Raw genomic sequence first — 16,062 nt, forward strand, 5'->3', positions numbered from 1 at the left:
AGGAGCTCAAAGCCCGCATCCGTCAAGGCATTGATGAGATGAACGCCGCCCCGGTTGTCTTCCGCTGGAAGAAGTTTGATCTAGGGCTGGCGTGATATGTAACTTTATTGTTGGAACGAACTACTAGGATTGGAGCAAGAACCCCGCCGGGGGGCGTATTGCCCCTCGTTGCTGCCGATCACCCCGGTTCGGTCCAGCGAAGATCCCCGCGGCATACGCGCCGCACAGAGATTATCCGCCGCGATCCGTGTCGCTCGCTCGCGATGGCGGCGGTGCGGCTGCTGAAATCGTGCACGTCGAACCCGACCGCCACGCCCGGCATGCAATTCCTTTTGAAGCATCAACCGTGTTGGCAGGGAGACAATCGAGCGGCTGCGCCTCAGGCCAGATCATGGCGCGTATTTTGCCAAAACACAGGGCCGCGCACCGCGGAGGTGGTCCTGAGCGGCCACCCCCTGAACGCGGCTGAGATTGGGCAAGCCCAAAGAGCGGCCTTGCTCATAATTCCGGCAAGACCCCCGTCATGATATGCGATCGGTCGCAGCCACCCAGCAGGTTCAGTAGCTTACAGCGGACTCTCGGCAGGAGGCCCGCTCGATGGCTGGAGTTATGAGCAAGGCCCAAAGACCCCGTCCCTAAATGCAGCAGTTGAGCCCGTCGGCCATCGCCTGAGCGAGGCTGCTGGCGTGCACGAATCGCGGTACGATTGACGCCGTAACCTCAGGCTGGTGCCGACAGGCAGGGGTGCAGGGGCTGGAGCTCACGCCCATGGGGGTACTTGCGCAGGGCGCGCGAGGGAATGCGGTACCAGCGTTGCAGCAGGGTCAATTGCTCGGCAGTTAGCCGCAGCCCTTGCAGGAAAGCGGCGAGGTTACGGCAGGCACGCTCGAGCCAGTCGGCCTCGGCACGCGGATGGCTGATGACCAGCCGACGCTGGCGGCCACGGTGGATTTGGCGCACCTGGGCATTGAGCAGCAGCGGGCGGCAGGGTATCGGCTCGCCGGGCTTCTCTGGCTCGGCCAACCCCAGGAAGAGGCTCCACCAGTCGTAGGCCAGCGCAGCGCTGCTATACGGGCATCGAGATGCGCGATGGGCGCCGGCGGCTCAACCCGAAACTGCCCGAAGAGCTGGAACGCCTGTCGATTGCTACGCTTCCGCGGCCAGACGCTCTTGCTCGCGATAGGTCATCGGGACACGCAGAGCCGAACCCGAGCCTTCTCGGCGCAACTGGGCCCGACCCGCATCCTGTTTGGCGCACGCAGCCTGAGCCTCTGGTCCGGCCACTCCGAAGTCGTGTCGATCGTTCCCTCACCCAAACCCTCTCCCAGGGGGACGAGGGAGCGATCGCGCTTTGCGAAATTCCTAGTCAGAGCGCCCTCAGGTGCGGGTCTCACATTGGTGCCGGTCACCGCCAGCAGCGGCTCCATGGGCCGATGCTGGCGGCATCGGTCGGCAAGCACTGCGATGGGCGCCTCGGCTCTCCCCAGGACACCCGGGCAGCGGCTAGTGGAAGAAGATCATGTCCTCCATCGCCGGCGCGAAGATGCGATAGTAGGGCGGCAATCTCGCGAGATGCGCCATCACCCCTTCATCGTGGATCCTGCGCAGCTCGGGATTGACACCGGTGAGCGTGAGGCCAAACAGCAGTGTATCGGGGCTTTCCCACTCGGTATGCACCAGGTACTGCTTGGGCCCGCCTATCGGGATCGGTGGCGTGTTGTAGTCCTTGCCGAACTCACCGTAGTTGGTGCGTCGCGATTCTGGCGGATTGGCACCGAGCGTTTCCAGGCACTCCCAGAATGCGGGCGGTGCGAGCTGAAATGTGCTGAGCGCCGATTCGCCCTGCTTCTCCAAGAGCATCCAGCCAATCATGCCCGGCGCGTTCTCCTTGAGCTTCTCCAGCGTACGCACGACGCCATCGGTGAACGCCTGCTCCCCTCCTTCCTTGACGTAGTGCTCCCCCAAGGCGACGAGTCGCTTCATCGCGAGCCGAATCTTCGGCGGTTGCTGCTGTTGGGCCATCGCCTGGCCCATGATCCTCGGCACATCCGTCATGCCCATGAGCCGCGGCATGTCTTCCTCCAAGATCCGATACACCGGTTCCCACGGGCCGTCGACGACCATGTCGAGGCAGCCGGCGCAGAGTTCGAAGATGCGTTCGTACTGCTCGTAGTGCATGCGCTCGTGCGCCTCGGCATCCTCCCAGACCGTGTATTGCCACAGGTTGAGCGGATCGAGCCTCAGATTGAGCGGCGACTCCATTACCGCCTCCATGCTGTCGGCGTTGATGAGCTTGGCCGCACCGAAGCGACCGCCCAAGGGGTGCGCACCGGTCTGCAGAAAGGCATGAAAGCCGAGAAACCCCGGCTCGTTGGCCGTCGTCAGGCACACCTTCGGCCCGACGCGCTGCATCTTCTCGAACGACTCCGGTGCATTGGCGATTGCAGCCTGGTTGATGGCCAACGCCGCACCTTTCTTGATTCCCCGTACCATGACTTGCTCCCTCGGCTCGATGAACATCTCCCGTTGGTTCGATCACGTACGGCCATCTTGCCAATTCGTCAGCGGGAGACATCGAGACGACTCTCCCGCCCGGTTGACGCTGAGGCTGGGCCGCCGTGCAGCGCGACGTCACGACCGCGGCATCGCCGAGCGGCGTCTCGGACCCGGTCTTCCAGTGCGCCGACCTTCAAATGTGAGTCCGCAGGGGGTCCGGGCCGAAAGATCGATCGAGCCGACAGGGCATGCGCCGTGATTGTCCCTGCGCGAACCTTGCGCAAACGGCATGCCGAAAGCGTTGGACGCGCCAACGTTCGCACGCCCGGGCGCCACCACCGCCGCAGGCGTCTGATGCTGTCGGAGGCGTGCTCTCCCCTGCCAACGCGAGACCGATTGGCGCAAAACCACCTCGTCCTGGTTCTTCCCGACCAGCCGCTGGAGAGGACTGGACCGGTGCCTTCGACTCAGGGTTCGGCAATCGCCGCTTCGAGCTCGGATAGCGAGATCGGCTTGACCAGATATCGATGGATGCCGGCACGCTGATCGCGCCGCCGTCGCTCCTCGTCACACGCCTGGCCCGTGACCATGATCAGCCGAGCCGCAGATAGCCCGGAGAGCCGTCGCAGCCGCATTGCGACCTCGTAGCCGTCGATGTCGGGAAGGCCTCGGTCGAGGAGCACGACGTCGGGCCGGTGTTGTGCCGCGGCGCGGATGCCCAAGCTCCCGTTGTGGGCGAGGTGGACCTTGTGTCCGCGGCTCTCGAGCAGCTGCTTAAGCCCATGGCTGAAGTCCTCGTTGTCCTCGATCAGCAGCACCCGGTGCTTTGATCGGCTCCCGGCTGCCGCGCGGGTTGCTGGCTCCTCGGAAACGGCACCCATTGCCGTAGGCGGCTCGGCCGGCAGGGTCACGATTATCTCGCTGCCGCGGCCGAGCCCGGGGCTCGTCGCTCGGATGATGCCAGCGTGCATCTCGACGAGCGTCCTTGCGAGCGTCAGCCCGATGCCCAGGCCCCGCGGCGTACCACGCCCGGCATCCTGGCCCTGAAAAAACGGGTCGAAGAGGCGCGCGAGGGTCTCGGAGGTCATGCCGGCGCCCTCATCGCGGATCCGGACCTCGGCGAGTCCTCCCGCGGTCCCAAACTGCACCCAAATGCGTCCGCCGGGCGGCGAGTAGCGGGAGGCATTGCTCAGGATGTTGGCAAACACCTGGCGCAGCCGCATCGCGTCGGCCCGCACCGGCACGGGGAATTTCGCCCGCTCGAGCACCAGAGATTGACTCTGCTCTGCGATGCGCCCCTGGACCTGGTCGATCGCGTCTGCCAGCACCTGGTCGAGTGTGATCAGCCCCGGCTGCAGCTGCAGCTTGCGCCTCGTGATGCGAGAGACGTCGAGGATATCGTCGAGCAGCCGCTTGACCTGCGCGGCCTGGTTGCGAATGACCTGGTGGCAGCGAACGGCCTGCTCGGCGCCGGGCCCCACCAGATCAAGTACCTCGGCGCAGGTCATGATCGCCGCCAGCGGGTTGCGCAACTCGTGGCCGAGCGTAGCCAGAAACTCGTCGCGCTGCCGAAGCCGCTCCTCCCGCTCGGCGAGCAGATCGCGAATCCGGCACTGATGTCGGCGCTCGCTCAGCGCCATCCTCACGGTGCCGATGAAGTTGGCCATCTTCACGGGGCGCTCGAGCAGCGTGATGTGGCCATAGCCCTCGTAATCGCCGAGGAGGCGTGCGTTGGCAAGCGATTGCGGGCGGACGAGGACGATGACCGGCATCGCTGGGCAGTTGTCCTGACCGGCGAGTGCCTCGCGTACGCAATCGCCGGCCATGGCCTGGAGGGCCTCATCGGCGATCACTAGGACGCTCGCAGGGCCCGCCAGGGCCTGGCACAGCTCGGCGGTCGAGGCGCAGACGACCAGCGGCAGGTCGGCCTCGGTCTTGAGCCGGTCGCACAACTCGGCGTCGCCTTGCGTCGGCGCCAGAACCAGGATGCGCTCCGGCTCGCCGCCCGCTGCGCTAGGCATCGTGCAGGTCCCTTCGTAGAAGCGGGCGCGCCTCGCCGACGTATTCGGGCGTCCCACTGAGGACACCGCGAAAATCGGCCAGTGGCTCACCGAGCCGGATCCCGCCAGTGCCAATCTGGTATTCGCGGATGGTGCGCTCGTGATCCCCATAGCGCTTCTTCAGCACCGAGATGGCATAGCGGAGGTGGCCGTAGGCCTCGAAATGGCGTTGGGCAATGACCGCATCGGCCAGATAGCTGAGGTCGAGCGAGGGCTCCGCGGGACCCATCGTGGAAGACGCCTGGGCCATGGTGACGATCGAGAGGGTGCCGGTGGCACTCAAGAAGCTCAAGACCTCATGCATCTGGCGGCCAAGGAAGCGTTCATCGGGCATCGCCTGCAGGAGGCCGTTGAGGCTGTCGATCACGATCAGCTTGGCCCCGTGTTGCTCGACCTCGCGGGCCAACTCGTGCGCGAGCTCACCCGCTGAGAGCTGGCCCAAGTCGATGCGTCGCAGCACCAGGAGCCCGGCGCCCAGGGGTCCATCGAGGTCGAGCGCTTGACTGGCGGCGCGCGAGCGGAAGGTCTCGACAAGCTCATCGAACAGATAGTAGACGGCCCGCTCCCCGCGGGCCGTTGCCGCCAAGGCCAAGGTGCAGGCGAGCGTCGACTTGCCGCAGCCGGCCGGCCCGATCAGGGCCGTGCTGGTGCCGCGTTGCAGGCCCCCGCCGAGCAGGGCGTCGAGCTCGCCGATCTGGGTCGAGACGGGCGCCTGGGTAGGTTCGCGAGCGCCCGTCCCGGCCTGGATGCGCGGAAAGACGACAAGTCCGCCCTTCGCGATACGAAAATCGTGGTAGCCTCCAGGGAAGCTCTGTGCGCGCATCTTCGGCACCCACAGTCGGCGCTGTACCGGGCCGTAGTCATTGACACGCTGCTCGAGGCAGACGATCCCCCAGGCGAGACTGCGCGGATGTCGCTCGTCGGCATCTTGCGGATGATCCGTCGCGATCAGCGTGCAGCCGAGCTCGATCGCTTTGCTGCGAAACAGCGCGACATGGCGGCGGAACTCGCCAGGGTGATCGCTCATGACGCGCAGCGCACCCAGGGCGTCCAGCACCAACCGTTGCGGCTTCAGGCTCTCGATCTCCTCGAGCAGGGCCTGTACGCGCTCCTCCAGCGCCACCTCGGACAGGTCGAAGAGAAGCGAGGCCCGTGCCATCTGACCCGACTCGGCGAGATCGCGCACCGCCAGGCCATCCAGATCCCAGCCGTGGGAGCCGGCGAGCTGCTCGATCTCGGGGATCGTCTCGGCAAGCGCGACGAAGAGGCAGACTTCCCCGCTGCGCACGCCCGCCAACGCGAACTGGAGGCCAAGGGTCGTCTTGCCGGTCCCCGGGGCACCCTCGATGAAGTACAGGTGGCCGCCGCGCAGCCCGCCGCCGAGGACTGCATCGAGACCGGGTACGCCAGAACTAATCAGGTCCGTTACTGCGCTCATGGTCTGTCTCGTGTGGCTCGGGCCAGGGCGCTGCGCAATGAGCACGCGCCGGTGCGTGCGAGCTGCGCCGCCTCACGGGCCGTATCACCTACATCCTCGCCACCACGCGGCCCTCGGCGGCGAAGGCCTCGCCCTCGACTCGCAGCATTCCGTGCGCCGGCAGGAACAGGCGCGTCGCCGTGAGCTCATTGGCCGTCGAGGTGCCGGTCTTATCGCTGGCGATCAGCGTGCAGGTGCCGAGCCCCTCGACAGCCGGCGCGCGATGACGTTGCGCTTGGCCATGCGTTAGGTGCCCGGCGACAAGGCCGCCGCAATGGCGACTGGCAGACCGGCCGGGATCGCGGAGACGGCTAGTGCAGCACTAGCGCGCGAGACGGTAGCCAGCGTGACAGGTCACGCAAGCGGAGGTGACGGTCTGCAGGCTTGCCAGCGCTGCCTGCCAATCACCAGTCTTTGCGACCTCGGCGAAGGCCGTGGCGGCCTGGTGCATGCTGATCCCCATCGAGCGCATGGCGGCTGGCATGAATTGCCCCGGACCCTGGCCGGCAGTACGCACAGCGTGTTTGCCCATGGTAGACAGCCCCAGCTCCTTTTCAGCGACCTCCCCAGCCGCCGCGAAATCCCCGCCCGCGAGTCGATCGATAATCCTGTCTAGAGCAGCGGTATGCGAGATCATCTCTTGCCGCAGCAAACGCTGCTGAAGAGGCGGCATCTCCACGACCGTGCGCGGGTCCTCCGGCAGCTCCTCCGCAACGGCTACCGCGCCCGCCAGCGAAGCAGGAACAATGCTGCCCCAAACAAGTACCAGTTTCGCAAATCCAGTCATAATCCGGCTCCTGTGGCCTCTTGCGGTTGCCGGACAAGCATAGTGCAATAGTCCATGTGCGATTCGCGACCGCCTGCAGCCGCATGGACAGAAAGGTCGCTGGTGACGCTGCCGGCAACCCTCAGATTGCCCGGAGGGCCCGGAGCAACTCCTCGGTCGAGACCGGCTTGATCAGCCACCGATCGAACAGGGCGCCGGCCGAAGGCTCGTCGGCTGAGCCAGTCAAGGCAATGATACGCATCTCCGTACGCCGCTGGTGGGCCTGAAGCTCCAGGGCAACCTCGAAGCCCGAGCGCCCCGGCAATCCGATATCGACCAGCAGGATCTGGGGCACGAACCGCTCGACCGCCAGCAACACCTCATCAGCGTTATGGACGGCCTCGGCGCGATAGCCAAACGTCTCGAGCATCAGGCAGATGGCCGCGGTCACGTCTTCGTCATCATCGACGACGAGCACCCGCAGGGCCTTGCCAGAGGCCACCCCCAACTGCCGCCAGGCCTGCCCCTGCTTCGCTCCGCTCGACTCTCCTGGTGGTCCGTCCTTCTCGGTTGTCACATTGGGATTCCTCTTGGGGGCCGGCCGCGCTGGCCGCAGGCTGCCAGTGGGCAACGATGCACGGCGCGACCCTGCTATGTCGCCAGCCGCTCGGCCAGTCTAGCCGAGGCATTGGTGTCGGGTGAAGCAGCATTGGGTATTCCGACCCACTCCGGCCAGCGGGGACTCGCCGCGTGGCGACGGAACCGTCATCGATGCCACTGCGGAACGAGGTCCCGCATCAGGTTGCACCGCCACCATTCCCCCAACGCTCGCGGAGCTGATCGATGCGTGTGCGGTGCGTGATGAGGATGACCTCATCGCCCGGCTTCAGCTTGGGACCGTCGTCGGGCAGCAACAAGTCGTCCTCGCGGTAGATACACACGATCCGGGTTTGGGCAGGGAGAGACAGTTCGGCGACGGGCCCGGCCTCCTCCTCGGTGGCGACGAAGGCGAAGACGACGGCATCGCCGCGGATGACCAAGGAGAGCTCGAGTGGCTCCTGCCCTTTGATCAGCTCCTTCAGATGGCGCGCCACGGCCCGATTCGGCATCACGCTGTCGTTGAGACCGAGCTCGATGGCGATGTGCTGGAACTGGGGATTGTTGACCCGCGGCACGACCCGCTCGAAGCCGAGCGAGCGGCCGATCAAGCCCGCGAGGATATTCGTTTGGTCGCTCTCGAGCAGACAAAACAGTACGGCCGTGTTCTCGGGCTCGGCGTCGCGCAAGACGTCTGGCGAGGTGCCGTCGCCATGGATGAAGCCGGCGTCGAGCCGTTCGGCGAGGTCCTCGATGCGTTCGCGGCTGCGCTCGATGATGACGACCTCATGCCCGTCCTCGAGCAGTAGCTCGGCCGCTGCAAGCGTCAGCGAGTTGGTGCCGATGAAAGCGATTCTCATGATATCGCACGCCTCCTCGCGAGCCAGGTCGGCGGATAGAGCAAGACCAATAGGGCCAGGATCTCGACCCGGCCGAAGAGCATGTCGGCGGTAAGCACGAGCTTTAGCAAGGGCGCAAGGTCTGGGGCCGTGAGCCCGACCGAGAGCCCGGCGTTGGCCGTCGCCGAGACGACCTCGAAGAGGCTCGCGAACGGCGCTTCACCATGCACCAGGAAGACGAGCCAGGACAGGACCACGACCAGCGCCCAAAGCCCGAGGAGCTGCAGCGCGCCGCTGATCATGGGCGGCTCGATGCTCGCGCCGCCGATCCGGGCGGCGAGGACGGCGCGCTCGGGGGTCGCCGTGCGGCGCAAGGCGAGTTGGATCAGCCGGATGAGGATCAACAGCCGGATCAGCTTGATGCCACCGGCGGTCGATCCCGTGCAGCCGCCCACCGTCATGGAGACCATCAGCACCAGCTGTTCGGCGTGCGAGAGCTCCGCGACGTCGCGGCTGCTGAAGCCGGTATCGGTCTGCGCCGAGACGCCCAGCACCAGTCCGTCGGCAAGTGCCTGTCGCCAGTCCATGCCATCGAGGGCCATTGCGAGCCCCGCCAGGCTCGCGGCTGTGATCGAGACCGCAATCAGCAGGGCGCGCACCTCGGGCTCGGCCAGCAGCGCCTCCGGGCCGCGTCGGCGCAAGCCTGCATACAACGGCAGACTGACGGCCGCAAGCAGGCTGATGGCCGTCAGCGTGGCGATGCTGAGAGGTGGCAGGGGCGCGATGTTCTGGTCGGAGGCGGCGAAGCCGCCGGTTGCGACCGCGGCCAACCCGTGAACCAGCGCATCGAACGCGGCCAAGCCGCTCGCCCAGGCTCCAGCCACCGCGACGACCGTCAGGCTCAGGTAGACAATGAAGACGCGCCGGGCGTGATCGCGGGCGCTCGTGTGGCTGAGATTCTCGCCCGTGGTCTCGAGCAGGCGCCTGCCGCTGGCGTGGTGGCGCATGATCAGGGCCAAGGTCAGGACCGCGATCCCCAGGCCGCCGTACCACTGCATCCAGGCACGCAGGAAGAGAAAATCGGCCGGCCGCTCGGCGAGTCCGCGGAGGGTCGTCAGGCCGGTCGTCGTAACCCCGGAGACGGCCTCGAACCAGGCGTCGAGTGGGGCGATCCCGCCGCTCGCCAAGGGCCAGACCATCGCCAGCGGGGCGGTCAGGAAGGCGATGCCGGTCACCGCCAGGGCCTCGTTCCACTGGATGTCGACCGCGGATCGTCTCCGCGTGAGGACGAGTCCGGTCGCGAGCTCCAAGGACGCCGCCACCAACAGCCGCCAACCCAAGGCCGCACCATCGGTGAGAAACGAAGCCAGGGCCGGCACCGCCGAGAGCAGACCGAGACCGATGAGCAGTCGCCCGAGGGTCGCGAGGACGACCGGCGGCCGCGCGGCGTGCATCAGGGTCGTGACCGAGCGCAGACTCACTCATCGCTCTCCCAGGGCGAGGTCGCGTGCCGGCTACGCTGCACGACCATGAAAGGAATCTAGGGCCGCGGGTCGGGGTGGGCGGAGAGTCCGGCGAGCACGGGCAGCGCGCCCGGCCGATTCGGTGCAGGCGATGCATTCCCCCCCAGACCCTTCTTGGCCGTTCAGCGCTTCACGCCGCTCTTGTCCGCGAATGCCCGCTCGAGCTTGGTCGCCTGATCGCGCTCCCACTGCGCGTGGCATTCGCCGCCACAGAAATAGAGCACGTATTCATCGGCCTCTGGCGAGATCGCCACCGAGGGGGGGATCTGTTTCTTGCAGACGGCGCACTCGACGATCGCCGGCGCTGTCTTGGTGTCGCGCGGCTTCATCACGAACCCTCCGAGCAATCAGCCATGCTTGGTCGGGGTGTCCTGGGACGCCGATTGCGCCCCGAGGGTGCGCAGTGCGTCAAGCACCTCGCAGAGCGTCAGGTCCTCGTGCTCCGAGCCTGGCATATTCCCCTCTTCGGCCACCATCGCCTCACGCAGGTCGACCTCCCACTGGTGCAGGACCTCGACCTTCGCCTCGCGGCCGAGGTCTGTGCGTGCCAGCAGCGTCCTGGCTGTCGCTGGGGTGGCTGCGGCCGCCCCGGAGGTTGTGAATGGCTTCATTGGTCTTCTCCTGGTTGGAGTCCCAGCTGTCAGGCCGCAATGGCCAAGGCCTCACGCTCGATCGCCGAGCTGGACAGGCGGTGGCGCTCGAGGAGCTCGTGCGGCGTGCCGGAGTGGGGCTCTCCGCTGACACCGAGGTGAAAGACGCGCCCGAGGCGACCGACCTGCGCGGCCACGGCCTCGCCGAGGCCCCCGTGGCGGTTGTGATCCTCAACCACGAGCAGACCCTCGGTCTCGCGCGCGGCACGCTGCAAGGTCTCGACATCGAGTGGCTCGACCGAGTAGGCATCGATGACCCGGGTGCGCACGCCCTGCTCGCCGAGCCGGCGATGGGCCTCCAGGGCGGCGTGGACCGTGATGCCGGCCGCGACCAGCGTCAGCTGGTCGTCGCTTGATTCGGCGAGCGTCTTGCTCCCGCCGATCGTGAATGACTCGGACGGGCCGTAAAGGACCGGTGTCTCGCCGCGGGTGGTTCGCAAGTAAACGATCCCGGGATAGGCCAGGCCGGCTTCGGTGAGGCGCGCGGCACTGACGGCGTCCGATGGGTAGAGCACCGTCACGCCGTCGAGGGCGCGAAACATGGCGATGTCATCGAGCCCCATCTGCGAGGGGCCATCCTCGCCGATCGAGACCCCCGCGTGACTGCCGCAGATGAAGAGTCGGGCGGGCCGCGAGTGCACAGCCATCCGCAGGAAGTCGTGCGCCCGGGTCAGAAAGGCGGCGAAGGTCGCGACACAGGACCGTTTGCCGCTGGCCGCGAGCCCAAGGGCGACACCGATCATGTTCTGCTCGGCGATCTGAGCCTCGATGAATCGCTCAGGGAAGGCCTCGGCGAAGCGCTCGGTCTTGGTCGAGTTCTTCACGTCGCCGTCGAGCACGACCAGGTCGCCGAGCTGGCCACCGAGCTGCTTCAAGGTATCGCCGAAGGCGCTGCGGGTGGCCACCTGCTCGCCCTTGGCGTAGTCGATGGTCATCGGCGCCGAGCCCAGGGTTGCTTGGACCGGCCGGGCCGCAACACGGCGCGGCGCAACGCCGACCTGGGCCTCCGGCGCGGCGATCTCGCTCAGGGCCCGGTCGCGCTCGGTCTCGTCCAAGGCCTTGCCATGCCAGCCATCGGCCCCTTCGAGGAAGGAAACGCCTTTGCCCTTCACCGTCCGCGCAAGGATGGCCGTCGGCCCCGGCTCGCGCGTTTGCTCGAGCGCGAGCAGCAAGTCGCCGAGGTCATGCCCATCGACTTCGATCGCCCGCCAGCCGAAGGCCCGAAAGCGACCGGCGAGCACCGAGGTGTCGCGCCGGTAGGGCGCCGGACCGCTCTGCCCGAGGCCGTTGGCGTCGACGATGGCCACGACCCGCTCCAGGGCGTTGTCGGCGGCGAATTGCGCGGCCTCCCAGACCGAGCCCTCGGAGCACTCGCCGTCGCCGAGTAGGCAGAAGATCCGTGCCTCGATCGAGTCCATCCGGTTGGCCAGGGCGAGCCCGTTGGCGACCGATAGCCCCTGGCCGAGCGAGCCAGTCGCGACCGGCACCCAGGGATTCCTCGGGGTCGGGTGGCCTTCCAGGTCGCTGTTGAGCTGACGCAGCGTCATGGGGTCGGTTTCGATGGCGCCAGCCTCGTGTAGTGCGGCCCAAAGGATCGGCGCCGCGTGTCCTTTGGAGAGGAGAAAGCGGTCCATGTCGCGGGCCCCGGGCGCACCAGGGTCCCAGCGCATCTCCTCGAAGAACAGCGCTGCGATGATCTCGGCGCAGGACAGACAGGAGGTCAGATGGCCGGAGCCGGCAGCCGTCGTCATTCGAGTGACCTCGGCTCGAAGTCGATTGGCGGTGCCTGCCAATGCTCGGCGCGACCCAATCGGGCTGCGCGTCCCGCCAAACGCTCGAGGAGCGCCTGGTAGGGATCGATGAACTTCTGAACGCCCTCGCCGATCAGCTGCTGCGTGACCGCCCCGAAATCGACCGAGAGCTGCTTGAGCCGACCCATGACCTCGGGTGCCGACTGCACCTCCTCGGTCAGCGTGCGGGCGACGCGTCCATGGTCCTCGAAGGCAGCCGCCGTCGCCTCCGGCATTGTCGAGACGGTGTTCGGGCCGATGAGGGGCTCGATGTACAGGACATCGGAGTAGCTCGGTTCCTTGGTGCCAGTGCTCGCCCAAACGAGGCGTTGCGGGTGCGCACCGGCCTCGGCGAGCCGCTGCCAGCGCTCGCTCGACAAGACCTGGCAGAGCTCGGCGTACGCCAACTGGGCATTGGCCAGGGCGCTACGACCGAGCAGGTCTTCGGCCTTGGTGCGGATCCGCTCATCGACCTGCGGCGAGAGCCGCTGGCGCAGCTCACCATCAACGGCGACGTCGATGCGGCTGAGGAAGAAGCTCGCGACCGAGGTCACCGAGCGCAGGTCGCGACCGGCCTCGAGGCGGCGCTGCATCGCGCGCAGGTGGGCTTGTTGTGCCTCGCGATAGGCATCGAGCCCGAAGAGGAGGGTGATGTTGACGTTGATCCCGTCGTAGAGCAGGACCTCCACCGCGTGCAGGCCGGGCGCGGTGCCCGGGACCTTGATGAACAGGTTCGGTCGCCCGACCCGGCCCCAGAGCTCCCGTGCCTCCCGGATGGTGGCTACGGGGTCGTAGGCGAAGTATGGCGACACCTCGAGACTGACGAAGCCGTCGGCCGCATCGCTGGCCTCGTAGGTCGGCAATAAGAGGTCGCAGGCATCGCGCACGTCGTCGACGGCCAGGGTCACGTAAAGGGCCTCGGGGTCGGCGGTCGATTCGAGCGCGACGCGCAGGCGCTCATCGTAGTCTGGGGAGTCGCCCATCGCCTTCGCGAAGATGGCCGGGTTCGAGGTGATACCGGAGAGTCCCTGCTCTTCGATCCGCCTGGCGAGGGTGCCGTCGTCCAGCATCCGGCGCGACAGGCTGTCGAGCCAGAAGCTTTGGCCATGCTCTCTGAGTTGCGCAAGTCGGCTCATTCGGTGTGCTCCCGGGAGTCATTGCCGTGTCGATTCTGCTTAAGGAACGCCAGCAAACCACGGGCCACGATTGCCTCGTTGGTGACGCTCGTAGCGGCGCTACACGGAGAACGCGGGGACCTGGTCGCGAACAGCCGGGCGATTGCCACCGTCGAAGGTGGCTTTCCACCACGGCTGGCCAGGTCCGCGGCCAGGGTTCAGCTAGGAAGCGCCGTGCAATCGCGAGGAGGCCTGCGACTCGACAACTTGCAACCACTGCGGAGCGGTCAACCGCCGCTTCTTGGGTTTGGCCCTCAGCGATCGGCCAGCGCAGTGCGGCTCTGTCCTCGGCGAACCAGAGGGTCCCGCCGCTTTCCCGAATCGTGCGCTCGGCGGTCTTTGATAGGAGCGCTGGGTCGATGGACAGGCAGGGCCCATCGACTGAGCGATCGCCCTGCGCCCTGAGCCGCAGACCGAGATAACCGTCCGCGCGGTCACACCTCAGTGACAGCTCCGGGGCCTCTCGCCTCGAGTCGAGACCGATCAGACGCAGGCAGTGCATGATCGCCGCTTCGGAGGCAGGTGTGGTGGCGGGGCGACGAGCAGCCAAGGCTGCGCCGCGTCATAGCCCTCCACGGAGCCACGATGCAGCCGCACGACGCGGGCGGCAACGCCCGCGGCATCCACCGGTCGCGCCGGCCCCGGCGCAAAGCGGTTCGACTTGACCGCCTCGTTCAGGATCGTCGTCGGACGCGATACGGCATCGAGCGCCGCTCCAGCTCGCCGAGGTGCCCTTCAGCGCGCTGATCATCGGCGGGGAGACCGACACCGGAAAGGGGCTGGTCGAGCGGATCCTACACCACTCGGGACCGCGGGCCGCGAGAGCTGCTCGAATCGGAGCTCTTCGATCATGAGGCCGGCGCCTTCATCGGAGCCAAAGGGCGTCGCCGCAGGTATCTGGAACAATGGACCTGGACCTGCGGAGCAAGCCGCTGACGGTGATCGAGGACAGGCGCTTGCGCCGCCTCGGCGGCGAGAAGGCGATCGACGTTGATGTGCAGACCCTCGCCGCGAGCCATCACGATCTCGGGGAGTGCGTCCAGGCGTGGCGTTTCCGCAGCGACTTGTCTCGCCGCCTCAGTGCGTCTTGTCTCGACCTGCCGCCGCTGCGGCAGCGGCTTGACGACCTTGCCGAGCTGGCCCCCATCCTCATCGACGAGTACAACGCCCGCGCCGGCCGCCGGGTGCGCAAGGTCTTCGATGGGGACCTTGAAAAATTGCCATCCGGGCAACTTTTCAAGACGCGAAGCGAAAATGCGATTTCCGCTTCGCTTCATCAACGTTCGCGAGGTGCGGAACGTGATCGAGCGCGCCCTACTGCTGGCCGACGACGAGTGGTTCCCGATCGAGTGGCTCCAGCTCGGTCAGGGGGGCGGCCGGTCGACCCAGCCTGCCGAACCCGGCGTCGACGGAGACCGACTGATCATCCCGCTCGACGGCGGTATGGCGCTCGATGAGATGGGCTCATACATCATCCGGACGGCGCTCGAGCGCACCGGCTACAAGGTCACCGCCACGGCGCGCGCTCGGCACAACCCGGGGGACCCTGCGCTACCGCGTGCAGAAGTATCGCTTGATGGAGGACCGCGTCGGGCAGGAGGATGCGGCAGTCGATCCCCGAGCAGGGGGGTGGCGCCGGCCCGAGCGAGAGGGCCAAATCCCCGCTATCTCGACCCTGACAGGCGGCCAGTGGCGGCGACAACGAGATCGGCTTCCTCCCGTTCCGACCATCCCGACTCGCCGATCTGAGGCAAGGTCTCGCTAGTCTTCACCGTGGCACTCGCCCAACCTCTGCTCGGCCATGCTGCTGAGACGCAGGTAGACCGCGAGGGCCAGTATGAGCAGCGCCGACACCGCAAGCAGGGCGGCCGGGTAGACGAGCAGGCTGAGGTCCTGGCTCGCCGCACCGAGGATAAAGACCAACGCCTCCAGCGAGACCGCGATGACGATGATGACGACGAACTTGGTCGTCGTCTCCCGTGCTTCCCGGGCCGAGCGGAGCTCGCGGTCGCGCAGCACCTCCTCTTCGATCAGATACTTGGCGACATCGAAGACGGCGATCGCGACGATCACCAGGCCGATGCCGTTGAGCAGGGCTTGCTTGATCGGCTCACCCGAGCCCAGGGCCTCCCAGATGCCCATGCCGGCCGCACCGATCATCGCCAGGCTGATGGCCGTCAGGCCGGCGCTCGCAACCCCATAGAGGATGCGAACGATGACCGTGAAGATTCGTTCGACGTTGTTCATACGACTAGCTCGAGCATTGTTCGCGCCAGTTTCGTTTCGAGGTCGCGTTGCGCGACTCGGCACCACTCGGGCTGACGTCGGCAGGCCAGGGCTTCGTCAGCCCGGTGGATTTGCCGCAATGCCGGGGCATTTGCCCGCAAGCTCGCTCCCTCGCCCTCTGGGAGAGGGTTAGGGTGGGGGACGGATCAGGGGCGAGGCGACAGGTCATAAGCCGGGGCGTCTCGCATCACCCCACCTGATTCGCAAGCGTCTTCAGCCAGGCCGGTTTTCTTGTCGAAAAAGACGCACACGGGGCTACGTCGCCTCGCCGCGGACCCGGCCATGCCCATGAACCGCATTCAGTTCCAACCCGGCCTGTCGCTGCCGGCCTTCCTCGCCCAGTTCGGCACGGACGCCCAGTGCGAGGCGGCGCTCGAACAGGCCCGCTGGCCCGAGGGGTTTC

The 16,062-nt window shown here is 66.8% G+C and carries 13 protein-coding genes and 2 pseudogenes; 2 read left to right on the forward strand and 13 right to left on the reverse strand.

Annotated elements, in window-relative coordinates; genetic code table 11:
* Positions 1–720: 720 nt before the first annotated feature.
* The 12 genes from CKO41_RS16025 to tal all read right to left on the reverse strand — a co-directional run bounded on the left by CKO41_RS16025 (position 721) and on the right by tal (position 13,334).
* Entirely contained in the window at positions 721–1,023 is a 303-nt protein-coding gene (locus tag CKO41_RS16025; protein ID WP_200383020.1) for a hypothetical protein, read from the reverse strand.
* A gap of 480 nt (positions 1,024–1,503) precedes the next feature.
* Complete coding sequence (locus CKO41_RS16030; RefSeq protein WP_242464382.1) at positions 1,504–2,520, reverse strand: sulfur oxygenase reductase family protein; 1,017 nt, start codon at positions 2,518–2,520, stop codon at positions 1,504–1,506.
* A 443-nt stretch (positions 2,521–2,963) separates the two neighbouring features.
* Complete coding sequence (locus CKO41_RS16035; protein WP_200383021.1) at positions 2,964–4,517, reverse strand: hybrid sensor histidine kinase/response regulator; 1,554 nt, start codon at positions 4,515–4,517, stop codon at positions 2,964–2,966.
* A complete protein-coding gene (locus CKO41_RS16040; protein ID WP_200383022.1) occupies positions 4,510–5,994 on the reverse strand; it encodes an ATPase domain-containing protein in 1,485 nt (494 codons plus the stop codon). The genes CKO41_RS16035 and CKO41_RS16040 overlap by 8 nt, the downstream gene beginning before the upstream one ends.
* Positions 5,995–6,355: 361 nt before the next feature.
* A complete protein-coding gene (locus CKO41_RS16045) occupies positions 6,356–6,820 on the reverse strand; it encodes a cytochrome c (RefSeq protein ID WP_200383023.1) in 465 nt (154 codons plus the stop codon).
* Between the two features lie 121 nt (positions 6,821–6,941).
* Entirely contained in the window at positions 6,942–7,376 is a 435-nt protein-coding gene (locus tag CKO41_RS16050) for a response regulator (RefSeq protein ID WP_200383024.1), read from the reverse strand.
* Positions 7,377–7,596: 220 nt separating this feature from the next.
* The gene (locus CKO41_RS16055; protein ID WP_200383025.1) at positions 7,597–8,256 is read right to left on the reverse strand and encodes a potassium channel family protein; all 660 of its coding nucleotides are present in this window, start codon (positions 8,254–8,256) and stop codon (positions 7,597–7,599) included.
* Positions 8,253–9,716 carry a TrkH family potassium uptake protein gene (locus CKO41_RS16060; RefSeq protein WP_338115604.1) on the reverse strand — a complete coding sequence of 488 codons (1,464 nt, stop codon included), beginning with the start codon at positions 9,714–9,716 and terminating at the stop codon, positions 8,253–8,255. The genes CKO41_RS16055 and CKO41_RS16060 overlap by 4 nt, the downstream gene beginning before the upstream one ends.
* A 164-nt stretch (positions 9,717–9,880) precedes the next feature.
* Positions 9,881–10,087, reverse strand: a complete 207-nt coding sequence (locus CKO41_RS16065) for a DUF3330 domain-containing protein (protein WP_200383026.1) — start codon at positions 10,085–10,087, stop codon at positions 9,881–9,883.
* An 18-nt stretch (positions 10,088–10,105) separates the two neighbouring features.
* Entirely contained in the window at positions 10,106–10,369 is a 264-nt protein-coding gene (locus CKO41_RS16070; RefSeq protein WP_200383027.1) for a hypothetical protein, read from the reverse strand.
* Between the two features lie 29 nt (positions 10,370–10,398).
* The gene (locus CKO41_RS18765) at positions 10,399–12,159 is read right to left on the reverse strand and encodes a transketolase (protein WP_242464383.1); all 1,761 of its coding nucleotides are present in this window, start codon (positions 12,157–12,159) and stop codon (positions 10,399–10,401) included.
* Positions 12,156–13,334, reverse strand: a complete 1,179-nt coding sequence (gene tal / locus CKO41_RS18770; protein ID WP_242464384.1) for a transaldolase — start codon at positions 13,332–13,334, stop codon at positions 12,156–12,158. Before tal ends, CKO41_RS18765 begins: the two co-directional genes overlap by 4 nt.
* Before the next feature lie 906 nt (positions 13,335–14,240).
* Between tal and CKO41_RS18775 the strand changes: the two are divergent.
* Positions 14,241–14,830, forward strand: a pseudogene (locus tag CKO41_RS18775) (sigma 54-interacting transcriptional regulator).
* A gap of 304 nt (positions 14,831–15,134) precedes the next feature.
* Here the strand turns inward: CKO41_RS18775 and CKO41_RS16085 are convergent.
* A complete protein-coding gene (locus CKO41_RS16085; RefSeq protein WP_200383028.1) occupies positions 15,135–15,620 on the reverse strand; it encodes a hypothetical protein in 486 nt (161 codons plus the stop codon).
* 321 nt (positions 15,621–15,941) lie between these two features.
* Between CKO41_RS16085 and CKO41_RS16090 the strand changes: the two are divergent.
* A pseudogene (locus CKO41_RS16090) lies at positions 15,942–16,062 on the forward strand (IS1595 family transposase); the annotation flags it as partial.

This window comes from Thiococcus pfennigii, assembly GCF_016583835.1.
Taxonomy (GTDB): domain Bacteria; phylum Pseudomonadota; class Gammaproteobacteria; order Chromatiales; family Chromatiaceae; genus Thiococcus; species Thiococcus pfennigii.